The sequence below is a fragment of the Streptomyces europaeiscabiei genome (assembly GCF_001550375.1).
Classification (GTDB): domain Bacteria; phylum Actinomycetota; class Actinomycetes; order Streptomycetales; family Streptomycetaceae; genus Streptomyces; species Streptomyces europaeiscabiei.
In genome coordinates, this window is record NZ_LRTR01000206.1 from 1 (window position 1) to 16,380 (window position 16,380).

The 16,380-nt window shown below is 70.1% G+C and carries 15 protein-coding genes; 5 read left to right on the forward strand and 10 right to left on the reverse strand.

From position 1 onward, the window contains the following. Positions 1–1,033 (reverse strand): serine/threonine-protein kinase (locus AWZ10_RS09930; RefSeq protein ID WP_159058242.1); only part of this gene is annotated, 1,033 nt, incomplete at its 3' end. Positions 1,034–1,274: 241 nt separating this feature from the next. Next, entirely contained in the window at positions 1,275–2,981 is a 1,707-nt protein-coding gene (locus AWZ10_RS09935) for a glycerol-3-phosphate dehydrogenase/oxidase (RefSeq protein WP_078935329.1), read from the reverse strand. Positions 2,982–3,263: 282 nt separating this feature from the next. Here AWZ10_RS09935 and AWZ10_RS09940 point away from each other — a divergent pair, with 282 nt between their 5' ends. Further along, entirely contained in the window at positions 3,264–4,472 is a 1,209-nt protein-coding gene (locus tag AWZ10_RS09940; RefSeq protein ID WP_046704801.1) for a nucleotide sugar dehydrogenase, read from the forward strand. 314 nt (positions 4,473–4,786) lie between these two features. Here AWZ10_RS09940 and AWZ10_RS09945 read toward each other — a convergent pair whose 3' ends face one another. The 4 genes from AWZ10_RS09945 to AWZ10_RS09960 all read right to left on the reverse strand — a co-directional run bounded on the left by AWZ10_RS09945 (position 4,787) and on the right by AWZ10_RS09960 (position 9,151). Continuing rightward, positions 4,787–5,911 (reverse strand): GuaB3 family IMP dehydrogenase-related protein, encoded by a 1,125-nt coding sequence (locus AWZ10_RS09945; protein WP_046704802.1) that lies wholly within the window; start codon positions 5,909–5,911, stop codon positions 4,787–4,789. A 115-nt stretch (positions 5,912–6,026) separates the two neighbouring features. Further along, the gene (gene guaB, locus AWZ10_RS09950; RefSeq protein WP_060890893.1) at positions 6,027–7,529 is read right to left on the reverse strand and encodes an IMP dehydrogenase; all 1,503 of its coding nucleotides are present in this window, start codon (positions 7,527–7,529) and stop codon (positions 6,027–6,029) included. 166 nt (positions 7,530–7,695) lie between these two features. Then, a complete protein-coding gene (locus tag AWZ10_RS09955) occupies positions 7,696–8,271 on the reverse strand; it encodes a sigma-70 family RNA polymerase sigma factor (RefSeq protein WP_005481141.1) in 576 nt (191 codons plus the stop codon). A gap of 268 nt (positions 8,272–8,539) precedes the next feature. Next, complete coding sequence (locus AWZ10_RS09960; RefSeq protein ID WP_003948568.1) at positions 8,540–9,151, reverse strand: response regulator transcription factor; 612 nt, start codon at positions 9,149–9,151, stop codon at positions 8,540–8,542. A 392-nt stretch (positions 9,152–9,543) separates the two neighbouring features. Between AWZ10_RS09960 and AWZ10_RS09965 the strand changes: the two genes are divergently transcribed. Further along, positions 9,544–9,879, forward strand: coding sequence for a WhiB family transcriptional regulator (locus AWZ10_RS09965; protein ID WP_046704804.1), 336 nt, complete (start codon positions 9,544–9,546; stop codon positions 9,877–9,879). Between the two features lie 62 nt (positions 9,880–9,941). On the opposite strand, the gene AWZ10_RS09970 is transcribed toward AWZ10_RS09965, so the two are convergent. Continuing rightward, a complete protein-coding gene (locus tag AWZ10_RS09970) occupies positions 9,942–10,838 on the reverse strand; it encodes a LysR family transcriptional regulator (RefSeq protein ID WP_046704807.1) in 897 nt (298 codons plus the stop codon). A gap of 81 nt (positions 10,839–10,919) precedes the next feature. Between AWZ10_RS09970 and AWZ10_RS09975 the strand changes: the two genes are divergently transcribed. From AWZ10_RS09975 to AWZ10_RS09985, 3 genes are all read left to right on the forward strand, one after another. Then, a complete protein-coding gene (locus AWZ10_RS09975) occupies positions 10,920–11,585 on the forward strand; it encodes an MOSC domain-containing protein (protein ID WP_205576378.1) in 666 nt (221 codons plus the stop codon). Between the two features lie 134 nt (positions 11,586–11,719). Next, positions 11,720–12,493: an SDR family NAD(P)-dependent oxidoreductase gene (locus AWZ10_RS09980; protein ID WP_037694240.1), complete on the forward strand. Its 774-nt coding sequence runs from the start codon at positions 11,720–11,722 to the stop codon at positions 12,491–12,493. 92 nt (positions 12,494–12,585) lie between these two features. Beyond that, positions 12,586–13,293: an ester cyclase gene (locus AWZ10_RS09985; RefSeq protein ID WP_046704805.1), complete on the forward strand. Its 708-nt coding sequence runs from the start codon at positions 12,586–12,588 to the stop codon at positions 13,291–13,293. A 107-nt stretch (positions 13,294–13,400) separates the two neighbouring features. On the opposite strand, the gene groL is transcribed toward AWZ10_RS09985, so the two are convergent. The 3 genes from groL to AWZ10_RS10000 all read right to left on the reverse strand — a co-directional run. Next, positions 13,401–15,026: a chaperonin GroEL gene (groL, locus tag AWZ10_RS09990; RefSeq protein ID WP_037694236.1), complete on the reverse strand. Its 1,626-nt coding sequence runs from the start codon at positions 15,024–15,026 to the stop codon at positions 13,401–13,403. 154 nt (positions 15,027–15,180) lie between these two features. Next, positions 15,181–15,489, reverse strand: coding sequence for a co-chaperone GroES (groES, locus tag AWZ10_RS09995; RefSeq protein ID WP_003998759.1), 309 nt, complete (start codon positions 15,487–15,489; stop codon positions 15,181–15,183). 262 nt (positions 15,490–15,751) lie between these two features. Continuing rightward, on the reverse strand, positions 15,752–16,380 hold a 629-nt coding region (locus AWZ10_RS10000), incomplete at its 5' end, for a polysaccharide deacetylase family protein (RefSeq protein WP_060890894.1).

The following is a 16,380-nucleotide window of genomic DNA, read 5'->3' on the forward strand; positions in this document are numbered from 1 at the left end:
TTCCGGCCCCCGCCCCGGCCGCGCCCTTCCGCATGGACCACCGAGGCGCACGCGGCCGCTCGCCGCCGCTCTCCTTGGTCCCGGCGCCGCCGGAACCGCCCTTCTTCGGGCGTTCCTCCGGCACGGGCGGCAAGGGCACGACCCTCGTCGCGTCCACCGGCTCGACGTCCTTGGGGTCGGGCGCGTGGATCACGGTGTTGAGCATCGCCCGCGCACCGACGTCGTCGAGCCGCCGCTCGGGGTCCTTGGTCAGCAGCCCGAAGATGACGTCCTTGAGGGCCCCGGCGCGCTTCGGGTCCGGCACCGGCTCGGTCATCACCGCGGTCAGCGTCGCTATGGCCGACCCCTTGTCGTAGGGCGGCACCCCCTCGACCGCCGCGTAGAGCAGACCGCCGAGCGACCACAGGTCGGCAGCGGGCCCGGGCTTGTGGCCACGCGCCCGCTCCGGCGAGATGTACGAGGGCGCGCCCACGAGCATGCCGGTCGAGGTGATGGAGGGGTCGCCCTCGACCTGTGCGATACCGAAGTCGGTGAGGACGACCCGGCCGTCGTGCTTGTCGATGAGCACGTTCGACGGCTTCACGTCCCGGTGCAGGATGCCCTCACGGTGCGCGGCCCGCAGAACGTCGAGAATGGCGAGGCCCACCTCGGCGGCCCGCCTGGGTTCGAGCACCCCGTCCTCACGGATGACCTCGGCGAGCGACTTGCCCTCGACGAGTTCCATCACGATCCACGGCCGGTCGTCCTCGTGCACGACGTCGAACACCGTCACCGCGGCGTTGTTACGGATCCGCGCGATCGCCTTGGCCTCGCGCAACGTGCGCGTGATCAGCCGCCGCTTCTCGTCCGCGTCGATGCTCGACGGGAACCTCAGCTCCTTGACGGCGACCGTACGGCCCAACGTCTCGTCCTCGGCACGCCACACCGTGCCCATGCCGCCGCGACCGAGCACCCCTCCCAGCCGGTACCGCCCGGCGAGGAGACGTGCGTCCTTGTCCTGACGGGAATCCCCAGCCCGCTCCGCCTCCGACATGCGTCCCCTCATGCAACCCGCCCTGACAGAGCCTCCATTGTCACCCACCCGCCAACCGCCCCACGCCCAGGGCCCCCTCAACCAGCCACGCCGGGCCCGTTCCGGCCCGTCCGGCGCTTGAGGACGGGCCCGAAGGGCGACAAGCGGGGGTCCGGGGGCGCAACCCCCAGGGACGGGAAGGGGAGGGGCGGCGGGGGCGAAACCACCCACCCACCACCCCTGTCGGCCCCAACCACCCCACCTACAACGGCACGATGTCCGGCGCCCCCAACCGAGCCGCGTCAGCCGTCAGGTCGTCCGGCTGCCGCTGCGACTCCCGCTCCGCCTCCACCCTCTTCTCGTAGTGCTGAACCTCCCGCTCGATCTGGTCCTTGTCCCACCCGAGCACAGGAGCCATCAGCTCCGCCGCCTCCCGCGCGCTCCGCGTCCCCCGGTCGAAGGTCTCGATCGAGATCCGCGTCCGCCGCGTCAGCACGTCATCGAGATGCCGCGCCCCCTCGTGCGAAGCCGCGTACACCACCTCGGCCCGCAGATAGTCGTCCGCGGCCTGCAACGGCTCGCCCATCGACGGATCGGCCGTGATCAGATCGAGCACCTCCTCGACCGCCGACCCGTACCGGTTCAGCAGATGCTCCACCCGCACCACATGCAGGCCGGTACTCGCCGCGATCCGCGCCCGCGCGTTCCACAGCGCCCGGTACCCCTCCGCCCCCAGCAGCGGCACATCCTCGGTGACGCACTCCGCGACCCGCTGATCCAGCCCGTGCACGGCGGCGTCCACCGCGTCCTTGGCCATGACCCGATAGGTCGTGTACTTGCCGCCGGCCACCACGACCAGCCCCGGCACCGGATGCGCCACGATGTGCTCCCGCGAGAGCTTGCTGGTGGCCTCCGACTCCCCCGCGAGCAGCGGCCGGAGCCCGGCATAGACCCCCTGCACGTCATCCCTGGTCAGGGGCACCGCCAGGACCGAGTTCACATGCTCCAGCAGATAGTCGATGTCCGCGCTGGACGCCGCCGGATGCGCCTTGTCGAGGTCCCAGCCGGTATCCGTCGTCCCCACGATCCAGTGCCGCCCCCAGGGGATCACGAACAGCACGGACTTCTCGGTCCGCAGGATCAGCCCGGTCGTGGAGTGGATCCGGTCCTTGGGTACGACCAGATGGATGCCCTTGGAGGCCCGGACGTGGAACTGCCCCCGCTCACCCACCATCGCCTGGGTGTCGTCGGTCCACACCCCGGTGGCGTTCACGACCTGCCGGGCGCGGATCTCGTACTCCCCGCCGCCCTCGACGTCCTGCACCCTGGCCCCGACCACCCGCTCGCCCTCGCGCAGGAAGCCGGTCACACGCGCGCGGTTGGCGACCTTCGCCCCGTACGACGCGGCCGTGCGCACCATCGTCGCCACATAGCGGGCGTCGTCCATCTGGGCGTCGTAGTACTGCAAAGCCCCGACCAGTGCGTCCTTCTTCAGACAGGGCGCGATGCGCAGGGCGTGGTGGCGGGTCAGATGACGATGGACCGGCAGCCCCCGGCCGTGCCCGCGCGCCATCGACATCCCGTCGTACAACGCGACGCCCGAGCCCGCGTACCACCGCTCCCAGCCCTTGTGCTGCAAGGGATAGAGGAACGGCACGGGCTTCACCAGATGGGGAGCCAGCCGCTCCAGCAGCAGCCCGCGCTCCTTCAACGCCTCTCGCACGAGGGCGAAGTCGAGCATCTCCAGATAGCGCAGACCGCCGTGGATCAGTTTGCTGGACCGGCTGGAGGTGCCGGACGCCCAGTCACGTGCCTCGACCAGGCCCGTGGACAGACCGCGCGTCACGGCGTCCAGGGCCGTTCCCGCACCGACCACGCCACCACCCACGACCAGCACATCCAGCTCGCGCTCGGCCATATCCGCCAGTGACTCGGCGCGTTGCGCCGGTCCCAGTGCCGCTGTCCTCACCGCTGCCTCCCGATGTCGGTCGCGCCGGCCTCACCTGTCGATGCCCGTCAGGCAGGACCCGGTTCACATCCCCCTGCCCAAAATTCTGACCGTGTTGCCCGACTTCGGCCACCACCAGCCCCCGGCCTGTGGACAACTCCGCAGGACGCGCACAGAAAAACAACTTCCCAATCCCGCATATCGGTCATATTTACTCCTAGTGTGACATTGCGCTCGCTCGTCCAGTCCACAGGGCTTGCGCGCCTGTCCCGCTTCGGTTATTGGGAAGGACGGCCACACGCCATGCCCGCAGATCTCGCCGTCATCGGACTCGGCCAATTGGGGCTGCCGCTGGCCCAGGCCGCCGTCGCCGCCGGCATCCCCACGCTCGGTTACCGCACCGGCCCCGACTCCGGCTCCCTCACCTCCGGCGAACTGCGCCGCATGCTCGCCCGCGGCTTCAAGCCCACCACCAGCCCCGCCGAACTCGGCCGCGTCCGTACCGCGGTCATCTGCGCCCCGACCTCACTGGGCGTCGACGGCTCGCTCGACCTCACCCAGGTCGAGGAGGCCGCGCGCACCCTGGCCGCCCGCCTGCGTCCGCACACCACGGTCATCCTGGAGTCCCCGGTACCCCCGGGAACGACCGGTGAACTCCTGCGCCCTCTCCTCGAAGAGGGCTCCGGCCTGCGCGCGGGCCGCGACTTCCACCTCGCCTACTCCCCCGCGCGCGTCGACCCGGGCAACCGCGACTTCGGCCCCGCCAACACCCCGAAGGTGATCGGCGGCCTCACCTCCGCCTGCACCGAATCGGCGGCGGCCTTCTACGGCCGCCTCACCGACAAGGTGGTACGCGCGCGTGGCCTGCGCGAGGCGGAGACGGTCCACCTCCTGGAGACCAACTACCGCCACGTCAACATCGCCCTGGTCAACGAGATGGCCGCGCTCTGCAACGACCTGGGCGTCGATCTGTGGGACGTCATCCGCTGCGCCGAGACGAAGCCCTTCGGCTTCCAGGCCTTCCGCCCAGGCCCCGGCGTCGGCGGCCACGCCCTCCCCCAGGACCTGTCGGGCCACGCCCCCCGCTCACTGCGCATGGTCGAACTGGCCCAGCGCGTCAACAACCGCATGCCCCAGTACGTCGTCCAGCGCGCCGCCACCCTCCTCAACGAGCACGGCAAGTCGGCCCGTGGCGCCCGCGTCCTCCTCCTCGGCGTCACCTACAAGCCCGACGTCCCCGACCAACAGGGCACCCCTGCCGACGAGATCGCCCGCCGCCTCATCGAACTCGGCGCCCACGTCAGCTACCACGACCCCCACATCCCCACCTGGAGCGTCCTCGACCGCCCCATCCCCCGCGCCGACTCCCTCTACGAGGCCACCGCCGACGCCGACCTGACGATCCTCCTCCAGCAGCACCGCACGTACGACCTCCAGGGCCTGTCGGTGAAGGCCCAGCTGCTGCTGGACACGCGGGGGGCCACGCCCACGGGGGCGGCGCACAGGTTGTGAAGGGGGCGCACGATGCGGCCCTGACCTCCGGGGCTGGTGGCAGAGGATGCCCGCCGGTACCGTACGGAAACAGGTGGAGCCCACCGCAGCGGGTACTGCGGCAGGCTCCTGAAAAGTGATCGGGTGTCCGCCCCTAGACGGTATGGGGGCGGCCGCTCACTTCCCGTAGATCCGCAAGATCCACCTCCTCCGGCACTTCACCATCCGCAGACGGATCCGGTCCCACCAGCCCACTTGGGCACGCAAAAAGGGCCCGGCCACCCCCCACGGGCAACCGAGCCCCTCTCTCCGCTCAAGCCGAGCGCGGCGTCACCTCACCGCATGTGCTGCGAGTCCGCCACCGTGACCTCGACCCGCTGGAACTCCTTCAGCTCGCTGTACCCGGTCGTGGCCATCGCCCGACGCAGCGCACCGAAGAGGTTCATGGAGCCGTCGGGCGTGTGCGACGGCCCGGCGAGGACCTCCTCGATCGTGCCCACGGTCCCGAGGTCGACCTTCTTGCCGCGCGGCAGCTCCTCGTTCACCGCCTCCATGCCCCAGTGGTTGCCCTTGCCGGGCGCGTCCGTGGCACGGGCCAGCGGGGAACCCATCATCACCGCGTCGGCGCCGCAGGCGATCGCCTTGGGGATGTCACCGGACCAGCCGACACCGCCGTCGGCGATGACGTGCACGTACCGGCCGCCGGACTCGTCCATGTAGTCGCGGCGGGCGGCGGCCACGTCGGCCACCGCCGTGGCCATCGGGACCCGGATGCCCAGCACGTTGCGCGTGGTGTGGGCCGCGCCGCCGCCGAAGCCGACGAGGACGCCGGCCGCGCCGGTGCGCATCAGGTGCAGGGCGGCCGTGTAGGTGGCGCAGCCGCCCACGATCACCGGGACGTCCAGCTCGTAGATGAACTGCTTCAGGTTCAGTGGCTCGTGCGAGCCGGAGACGTGCTCCGCCGACACGGTCGTGCCGCGGATGACGAAGATGTCGACGCCCGCGTCCACGACGGCCTTGGAGAACTGGGCGGTGCGCTGCGGGGAGAGCGCGGCGGCGGTGACCACACCGGAGTCGCGTACCTCCTTGATGCGCTGGCCGATCAGCTCCTCCTTGATGGGAGCCGCGTAGATCTCCTGGAGGCGGCGGGTCGCGGCCTCGTCGGGCAGGCCGGTGATCTCGTCGAGCAGCGGCTGCGGGTCCTCGTACCGCGTCCACAGTCCTTCGAGGTTCAGGACGCCGAGGCCGCCCAGCTCGCCGATGCGGATCGCGGTGGCCGGGGAGACCACCGAGTCCATGGGAGCGGCCAGAAAGGGCAGCTCGAAACGGTAGGCGTCGATCTGCCAGGCGATCGAGACCTCCTTCGGGTCCCGCGTACGGCGGCTGGGGACGACGGCGATGTCGTCGAAGGCGTACGCCCGGCGGCCGCGCTTGCCGCGCCCGATCTCGATCTCAGTCACGTCTGTGGCCTTTCCCTGATGCGTTCAGCGTCTACCAGTATCGCCGACGGGCACGACGAGGGCGGCCCCGGATGCACCGGGGCCGCCCTGGCCGCAGCGTGACGAGGCCCGCTGTCTACTTACGGCTGTAGTTCGGCGCCTCGACGGTCATCTGGATGTCGTGCGGGTGGCTCTCCTTGAGACCCGCCGAGGTGATCCGGACGAAGCGGCCCTTGGACTCCATCTCCGCGATGGTGGCGGCGCCCACATAACCCATGGTCTGGCGCAGACCGCCGACGAGCTGGTGCAGCACGTTGCCCAGCGGGCCGCGGTAGGGCACCTGGCCCTCGATGCCCTCGGGCACGAGCTTGTCGTCGGCCGCCACCTCGGCCTGGAAGTAGCGGTCCTTCGAGTACGACCTGCCCTGGCCGCGGGACTGCATCGCGCCGAGCGAGCCCATGCCGCGATACGACTTGAACTGCTTGCCGTTGATGAACTGCAGCTCGCCGGGCGACTCCTCGCAGCCCGCGAGGAGGCTGCCCAGCATCACCGTGTCGGCACCGGCGGCCAGCGCCTTGCCGATGTCGCCGGAGTACTGCAGACCACCGTCGCCGATGAGCGGGACGCCCGCCGGGCGGGCGGCGAGAGACGCCTCGTAGATGGCGGTGACCTGCGGGACGCCGATACCGGCGACCACCCGGGTCGTACAGATCGAGCCGGGGCCCACGCCGACCTTGATGCCGTCGACACCGGCGTCGATCAGCGCCTGGGCGCCGTCGCGTGTGGCGACGTTGCCGCCGATCACGTCGACGTGGACACTCGACTTGATCTTCGACATCCAGCTCAGGGCGTTGCTGTTGTGGCCGTGCGAGGTGTCGACGACCAGGAAGTCCACACCGGCCTCGGCCAGGGCCTGGGCACGCTCCAGCGCCTCGGGGCTGGCGCCCACGGCGGCGCCGACGATCAGCCGGCCCTCGGAGTCCTTGGCGGCGTTCGGGTACTGCTCGGCCTTGACGAAGTCCTTGACCGTGATGAGGCCCTTGAGGATGCCCGCGTCATCGACCAGGGGCAGCTTCTCGATCTTGTGGCGGCGCAGCAGCTCCATGGCGTCCGCGCCGGAGATGCCGACCTGACCCGTGACCAGCGGCATCGGGGTCATCACCTCGCGCACCTGACGGGAGCGGTCGGTCTCGAAGGCCATGTCGCGGTTGGTGACGATGCCCAGCAGCTTCTTGTTGCCGTCGGTCACCGGAACACCGCTGATGCGGAACTTGGCGCACAGGGCGTCCGCCTCGCCGAGCGTGGCGTCCGGGTGCACGGTGATCGGGTCCGTGACCATGCCGGACTCGGAGCGCTTCACGAGGTCGACCTGGTTGACCTGGTCCTCGACGGAGAGGTTGCGGTGCAGCACGCCGACACCGCCCTGCCGGGCCATCGAGATCGCCATGCGGGACTCGGTGACCTTGTCCATCGCGGCGGAGAGCAGCGGGATGTTCACACGGACGTTGCGAGAGATGCGGGACGAGGTGTCGACCGCGTTGGGGAGCACCTCGGATGCGCCCGGCAGCAGCAGCACGTCGTCGTAGGTGAGCCCGAGAGTCGCGAATTTACCGGGCACTCCGTCGACGTTGGCAGTCATGACACCTTCCCCAAATGGCCTTGATCGGTGCGGATGTCCATGCTAACGGGAAGCGCGGGGCACACATTCCACGGTACGAACTGATACCGGGCTTCGTATGTTCGTACGGAAAAGGCACCCCGCGTGTTCATCCGGGGCGCCCTCCGAACCGTCGCGAACGCCGGTGCTACTGCTCCGCCAGCGCCCGGAGCCGGCTCAGCGCCCGGTGCTGTGCCACCCGGACGGCGCCCGGTGACATCCCCAGCATCTGTCCGGTCTCCTCGGCCGTGAGCCCCACCGCGATCCGCAGCAGCAGCAGCTCCCGCTGGTTCTCGGGGAGGTTGGCCAGGAGTTTCTTGGCCCACTCGGCGTCGCTGCTGAGCAGGGCGCGTTCCTCGGGACCCAGCGAGTCGTCGGGGCGCTCCGGCATCTCGTCCGAAGGAACGGCCGTCGACCCGGGGTGGCGCATCGCGGCGCGCTGGAGGTCGGCGACCTTGTGGCCGGCGATGGCGAAGACGAACGCCTCGAACGGCCGTCCGGTGTCCTTGTAGCGCGGCAGCGCGAGGAGGACGGCGACACAGACTTCCTGCGCCAGGTCCTCCACGAAGTGCCGCGCGTCACCCGGAAGCCGGGACAGACGGGTGCGGCAGTAGCGCAGCGCCAAGGGATGGACATGGGCGAGCAGATCGTGCGTGGCCTGCTCGTCCCCGTCGACCGCGCGATGCACGAGCGCACCGATCACTGTCGTCTCGTCGTCGCGCATCGGTCCATGGTGCCTTGCGGCCGTCCGGTCCGTGGCGCCACGTCCATGGTTGTGCACCGAAGCGTTATGAGCAGGTGCGCCGGAACTCATCTCCTGCGCCCTCCCCTCCCGCTCGTTCGACTGCTCCCCGAGGAACTCCACACCTCAAGGATGCGGCATCCGCGGCGAAACGAGCAGCGGGCACCCGCGCGGCCCCGCTCACCTCGCGGTAAGCGCCCCCGCCCGCCTCGCGGCAGGCGGGGATTCCCGAACCCCCGTCGCGGCTCACCTAGCGGACCAGGCCCCAGCGGAAGCCGAGCGCCACCGCGTGCGCGCGGTCCGATGCGCCGAGCTTCTTGAACAGGCGCCGGGCGTGGGTCTTGACGGTGTCCTCGGAGAGGAACAGCTCGCGACCGATCTCGGCGTTGGAACGACCGTGGCTCATGCCCTCCAGCACCTGGATCTCGCGCGCGGTGAGCGTCGGTGCGGCACCCATCTCGGCGGAGCGCAGCCGACGCGGGGCGAGCCGCCAGGTCGGGTCGGCGAGGGCCTGCGTCACCGTGGCGCGCAACTCCGCGCGGGAGGCGTCCTTGTGCAGATAGCCCCGCGCGCCGGCGGCGACCGCGAGGGCCACGCCGTCCAGGTCCTCGGCCACGGTGAGCATGATGATGCGTGCCCCGGGGTCGGCGGACAGCAGCCGCCTTACGGTCTCGACGCCGCCCAGTCCGGGCATGCGTACGTCCATCAGAATCAGATCCGAGCGGTCGGCCCCCCAGCGGCGGAGGACTTCCTCGCCGTTGGCCGCCGTGGTCACGCGCTCGACGCCGGGCACGGTCGCCACCGCGCGGCGCAGCGCCTCTCGGGCAAGCGGGGAGTCGTCGCAGACGAGGACGGATGTCATGACCGTCCTCCGCAGCTGATGCGCGTCACCTTGAGCCTCCAGGCTGGTACGAAATCGTCACCTGTGCGGTCGACACTCACGAGCGGACCCGAACGCCTGCCCGAGCGCTTGTTCTCTCAACCGCCTCCGCCCGTCTCAACGACGGTCACTCGAAAGAGTTACGGGATGGCTGGCTACCTTCGGCACTCTACGTGAGGGCGCGCACACGGTGCAGACATGCACAACGGACTCTCAATGTTTCATCACAACCTATGCCCCATTCAGCCGTTTTTCTTCCCATTTGTTGGTGTCTGAGGCTAGATTCGCAATGAGTCATATTTTCATCTCCTTAGATAGTCGATGTACGGTCATGGGCAACATCTCCGCCCATAACGGCAACAAGGGGACACGTAATGGCAGATTTCTCCCGCCTTCCCGGACCGAACGCTGATCTGTGGGACTGGCAGCTCCTCGCGGCGTGCCGCGGGGTCGACAGCTCACTCTTCTTCCACCCCGAAGGAGAACGCGGTGCGGCACGGAGCGCTCGTGAGAACTCGGCCAAGGAGGTCTGCATGAGATGCCCGGTGCGCGCGCAGTGCGCGGCCCACGCCCTGGCGGTGCGCGAGCCGTACGGCGTCTGGGGCGGGCTGACCGAGGACGAGCGCGAGGAACTCATGGGCAGGGCACGCCACCGACTGGTGACGGCGGCCGCGTCCACACCGGGGGGCGACGCCGGTTCGAACACTTGAAGGAACGTTTCTTCACGGTCCCGGCGCCGGAGCGTGCGGCACTGCCTCGGGACCGTCCGGCGCTACCGCGCGGCCGCTCCGGCCAGCCGGTCCAGCGTCGCCGCGACCGTGGGCACCTGCGCCAGGTCCGGCAGGGTGAGCGCCACGATCTCCCGGCGCACCACGGGCTCGACCGTCACCGTCCGCACCCCCTTGGCGCGTACGGACTCGATGGCCAGCTCCGGCAGGACGGCGACGCCCAGGCCCGCGCCCACCAGGCCGACCACCGCCGGATAGTCGTCGGTCGCGAAGTCGATGCGGGGCGTGAAGCCCGCGCTCTCGCAGACCCGCACCAGCTGTCCCCGGCAGCGCGGGCAGCCGGCGATCCAGGGCTCCCCGGCGAGTTCCCCGATGCCGATGGACCGCGAACGGGCCAGCCGATGGCCCTGCGGCACGAGTCCGACGAGCCGGTCCGTGAGCAGGGGGCGGACGACCAGGTCGTCCCATTCCTCCGCGCCCGCCGCGCCCTCGTAGCGGAAGGCGAGCGCGATGTCGCAGTCGCCCTCGCGGAGCATGTCGACCGAGCGCGGCGGTTCGGCCTCCTCCAGGGAGACCCGGGTGCCGGGGTGGGCGGCGCGCAGGGCGGCCAGGGCGGTCGGGACGAGGGTGGAGCTGCCGCTGGGGAAGGAGACCAGACGGACCCGGCCGGCGCGCAGACCGGCGATGGCCGCGACTTCCTCCTCGGCCGCGGTGAGTCCGGCGAGGATGCCGGCCGCGTGCCGCACCAGAGCCTCGCCCGCCTGCGTCAGCCGCGTCTCGCGACCGCTGCGGACGAGCAGCGGAGTGCCTACGGAGGATTCGAGCGCCTTCATCTGCTGGCTGACGGCGGGCTGGGTGCAGCCGAGTTCGCGTCCGGCCGCCGAGAAGGAACCGGTGGCGGCGACGGCGCGCAGGACACGGAGATGACGGGCCTCGATCACGGGGTCGAGCATAAGCGGGGCTTGGACAGGGTGCCGAATATCGCGTCGACGCTTTGACCCTCGTCCGCCTACCGTGCCCGTATGAAGCTTCTGTCACTGAATGTGGGTCGTCCCAAGGCCGTCGACGTCCCGGAGGAGTCGAAGAGCGTCACGGGCATCGACAAGCGGCCGGTGGACGGGCCGGTGCGGGTGTCCGCGCCCGGGCCCAAGGGGGTCGGTGCCAGCGGGGTGGCCGGGGACGCGGTGTGCAACACCCGGCACCACGGCGGCGACGACCAGGCGGTGTACGCGTTCGCCCGCGAGGACCTGGACGGCTGGGAGCGTGAACTGGGCCGCACCCTGCCCAGCGGAGTCTTCGGCGAGAACCTCACCACCGAGGGTCTCGACATCTCCGGTGCCCTCATCGGCGAACGCTGGCGGATCGGCTCCGAGGTGATCCTGGAGATCACGTCCGGCCGCGTCCCCTGCCTCAACTTCCAGCGGCATCTGGGCGAACGGGGCTGGGTGAAGCGATTCACGCGCGAGGGCGCGCCCGGCGCGTACCTCCGGGTGATCCAGCCCGGCGAGATCCGGGCCGGCGACCCCATCGAGATCGTCCATCGCCCCGACCACGACATCACCGTGGCCCTCGCCTTCCGCGCCACGATGAACGAACACGGTTTGCTGCCAAGGCTGTTGGCGGCGGGCGACGCCCTGCATCCGGAGGTGCTGGAGATCGCGCGGAAGTACGCGGCGAAGCAGGGGTGACGGGCCGGTCCGTGGCGGGGTGCCCGTGAAGGTGCCACGCCGGTGCGGGTGTTCACCGGGGCGCCGCCGAAGCCGCTGGTGAACGTGCGGTGGAGCGGACGGACCCGCACAGTTCCGGTCACTACGCTTGCGCCATGACAACGGCTCTGATTACGGGATCGACCGCGGGGATCGGTGCCGCCTTCGCGCGGCGGCTGGCGGCGGACGGGCACAGCCTGGTGCTGGTGGCGCGTGACACCAAGCGGCTGCGGGAGCAGGCGACCGAGTTGCACGACCGGCACGGCATCGAGGCGGAGGTGCTGACGGCGGACCTCGCGACGGACGACGGCATCGAGGCGGTGGCGCGGCGGCTGGCCGACCGCAAGAACCCGGTCGACCTGCTGATCAACAACGCCGGCTTCGGCAACAAGGGCCGCTATCTCGACGTCTCCATGGCCGACGAGCTGAGGATGCTCAAGGTCCACTGCGAGGCGGTCCTGCGTCTCACCTCGGCCGCCGCCGAGGCCATGCGCGAGCGCGGCCGCGGCGGCGTGGTGAACGTGGCGTCGGTCGCCGCGTTCGTGCCGCGGGGCACGTACGGGGCGTCGAAGGCCTGGGTCGTGCAGTTCACGCAGGGTGCCGCGCGCGACCTGGCCGGCACCGGCGTCCGGCTCATGGCCCTGTGCCCCGGCTTCGTCCGTACCGAGTTCCACGACCGGGCCGGCATGGGCACCGACAGCATCCCGTCCTGGATGTGGCTCGACGCCGACAAGCTGGTCACCGCCGCCCTCGCCGACCTCTCCCGGGGCAGGACCGTCTCCATCCCCGACCCGCGCTACAAGGCCCTGATGGGTGTGGTGAAGGTGGTGCCGCGAGGGCTGCTGGGTGGGATCAGCTCGAAGACGGGGCGGAAGTACGGGCCGCAGTAGCGGTCGTCGCGGCGGCGTCGGCGGGTGCGGGAGCTGGCGCCGGGAGACAATGGAGCTGTTCCACCCGAGCCAGGGGGGCGGGAGGCGGTCTCATGACATTCGTGCAGCTCATCGACTGCAGGACGAGCCGGTTCGACGAGATGAACCAGCTGATGGACACATGGGTCGAGCAGACCAAGGGGAAGCGGACGGCGACGCACAGCGTGATCGGGAAGGACCGGTCGGACGGCTCGCACTTCGTGGAGATCGTGGAGTTCCCGTCGTACGAGGAGGCGATGCGCAATTCCGGGCTGCCGGAGACGGACCGGATCTTCCAGGAGATGGTGGCGCTGTGCGACGAGATGCCCACGTTCACGGATCTCGACGTGGTGCGGGACGAGCAGCTGTACGCGGGGACGGCGCGGCGGTTCCTCGCGACCATCGCCGCGAAGGGCGAACTGCCGCCGCTCGACGATCTGCTCATGGAGGACTACCACGACCACGTTCCCTCCGAGGAGCCGGACGCCATCGGAATGGACGCGTTCAGGCGGACCGTCGAGGAGTGGCGCAGGGGGTTCGACTTCGAGTTCACCGTGGAGGATCAGATCGCCCAGGGTGACCGGGTGTGCACGCGGTGGACCTGGAACGCGACCCACAAGGGGGACTTCCTCGGGATTCCGGCCAGCGGAAGGGCGGTCCGGATGACGGGGACGATCATTCACCGGTGCTCCACCGACGGGAAGATCACCGAGGGGTGGTGGGAGTACGACCGGCTCGGGCTGATGGGGCAGTTGGGCGCCCTCGACGATCTGGAGAAGTAGGCGGCGCACCCTGAGCTTCCGCCGGAGACGGGCGGCGACGCGGTGAGGCCCGGCACCCCTCGTACAGGGGTGCCGGGCCTCACCGGTGGACTACCGACGTATGTACGTCAGTGGGAGTGGCCGTGGCCGCCGTGGCCCGCGTCGGCCGGCTCCTCTTCCTTCTTCTCGACGACCAGGGTCTCGGTCGTGAGGAGGAGGGAGGCGATGGAGGCGGCGTTCTCCAGGGCGGAGCGGGTGACCTTGACCGGGTCGATGACGCCCTGCTTGACCAGGTCGCCGTACTCGCCGGTCGCGGCGTTGAAGCCCTGGCCCTTGTCCAGCTCCGCGACCTTGGAGGTGATGACGTAGCCCTCCAGGCCGGCGTTCTCCGCGATCCAGCGCAGCGGCTCGACGGCGGCCTTGCGGACGACGGCGACACCCGTGGCCTCGTCGCCGGTCTTGCCGAGGTTGCCCTCCAGGACCTTCACGGCGTGGACGAGCGCGGAGCCACCACCGGAGACGATGCCCTCCTCGACCGCGGCGCGGGTCGCGGAGATGGCGTCCTCCAGACGGTGCTTCTTCTCCTTGAGCTCCACCTCGGTGGCGGCGCCGACCTTGATGACGCACACGCCGCCGGCCAGCTTCGCGAGGCGCTCCTGGAGCTTCTCGCGGTCCCAGTCCGAGTCCGTGTTCTCGATCTCGGCCTTGATCTGGGCCACGCGGCCCTGGACGGCACCGGAGTCGCCGGCACCGTCGACGAGCGTGGTGTCGTCCTTGGTGACGGTGACGCGGCGGGCGGAGCCGAGCACGTCCAGGCCGACCTGGTCGAGCTTGAGGCCGACCTCCTCGGAGATGACCTCGGCGCCGGTCAGCGTCGCCATGTCCTGCAGCATCGCCTTGCGACGGTCGCCGAAGCCGGGGGCCTTGACGGCGACCGCGTTGAAGGTGCCGCGGATCTTGTTCACGACCAGGGTCGACAGGGCCTCGCCCTCGACGTCCTCGGCGATGATCAGCAGCGGACGCGAGGCGTTGGACTGGATGACCTTCTCCAGCAGCGGCAGCAGGTCGGCGATGGCGCCGATCTTGCCCTGGTGGATGAGGATGTACGGGTCGTCGAGGACGGCCTCCATACGCTCCTGGTCCGTCACGAAGTAGGGCGACAGGTAGCCCTTGTCGAAGGCCATGCCCTCGGTGAAGTCCAGCTCCAGACCGAAGGTGTTGGACTCCTCGACGGTGATGACACCGTCCTTGCCGACCTTGTCCATCGCCTCGGCGATGAGCTCGCCGACCTGCGTGTCCTGGGCGGACAGACCGGCGACGGCGGCGATGTCGGACTTCTCGTCGATGGGGCGGGCGGTCGCGAGGAGCTCCTCGGACACGGCCTTGACCGCGGCGTCGATGCCCTTCTTCAGGGCGGCCGGGGAGGCACCCGCGGCGACGTTGCGCAGGCCCTCGCGGACGAGCGCCTGGGCCAGCACGGTGGCGGTGGTCGTACCGTCACCCGCTACGTCGTTGGTCTTGGTCGCCACCTCCTTCACCAGCTGGACGCCGAGGTTCTCGTACGGGTCGTCGACCTCGACCTCACGGGCGATGGTCACACCGTCGTTGGTGATGGTGGGGGCGCCGAACTTCTTGTCGATGACGACGTTGCGGCCCTTGGGGCCGATCGTCACCTTGACCGTGTCGGCAAGCTTGTTGACGCCGCGCTCGAGGGCGCGACGGGCGTCCTCGTCGAACTTCAGGATCTTCGCCATGGGAGCGGTTCAGCCCTCTCGGAAAACGTGGGTGAAACGAACTGCGCCCCGAACGCCCGGCTTCATAAGGTCGCGGGGGCCCGGGGCGCAGCTCAAAAGCAATGTGCTTCGGTGGAAGCGGGTGCAGGATTTCCGGGGTGACCCCCGGAGCCCCTTACTTCTCGATGATCGCGAGGACGTCGCGAGCCGAGAGGACGAGGTACTCCTCGCCGTTGTACTTCACTTCGGTGCCGCCGTACTTGCTGTACAGCACGATGTCGCCGGTCTTGACGTCGAGCGGCAGGCGCTCGCCGTTCTCGAAGCGGCCCGGGCCCACGGCCAGGACGACGCCCTCCTGGGGCTTCTCCTTGGCGGTGTCCGGGATGACCAGGCCAGAGGCGGTGGTCTGCTCGGCGTCGAGCGGCTGGACCACAATGCGGTCCTCGAGCGGCTTGATGGCAACCTTGGAGCTGGTGGTCGTCACGATCCGACCTCCCCCTTCGGAGATCTCACGGGGTTAACTGTCTGAGGTGGCGACCAGGTGGATCCGTCGTCGCGGGTGCCGGATCTGCCCGTCGCTAGTTGGCACTCTCCAGTGGGGAGTGCCAGACCTGAGACTATGACCGCGATTAGCACTCGGTCAAGCGGACTGCTAATCGAGTGGGTTGCGGCGGGTCGTCGCGCGGTGGACGGCGAGGGCTCGTCCGGGGTGCGGTCGGCCTCGTACGCGTCCGGGGTGGGCGCCCTCAGAGGTAGTCCTCCAGGCGGCCGACCGTCAGGCCCTGCTCCTGGATCCGGCGCAGCAGCCGCGTCGTCATCTCGGTGAGCGTGGCGCCTTTCAACTGGTCCGGGCCCCGGAACTGGGCGAGGACGATGTCGCCCGGGTGGAGGTGGTCGCCGACGGCGTAGCGGAGGTCGTTGATCTGCATGGACGCGCGCCACAGGACGACGGCAGCGATGCCGCAGTCGGCGGCGGCGCGGAGCGTGGTGGTGTCGTGGACGCCGTAGGGCGGGCGGAAGAGGGTCGGTCTGACGCCGAAGCGCTGCTTCAGCTTGTGCTGCTGGCCGCAGATCTCGGCGCGCTGTCCGGCGTACGGCAGGCCGCGCAGCGCGGTGTGGTCGAGCGTGTGGTTCTGCACGGTCGCGCCGACGGCCCGCAGTCGGGCGAAGTGGCCGTACCCCGGCCCCACGACGCTGTCCGTCAGGAACATGCTCACCGGCAGCCGCAGCTCACGCACCATGTCGACGAACCTCGGGTCCTTCTCGGCGCCGTCGTCGTACGTCAGGAAGACCACCTTGTCCCGGGTCGGAACGCGGTCGACGACGGGCGGCAGACCCGGGCCGGCCGCGCGGGGCGCCGACGGCCGGTCGGGGC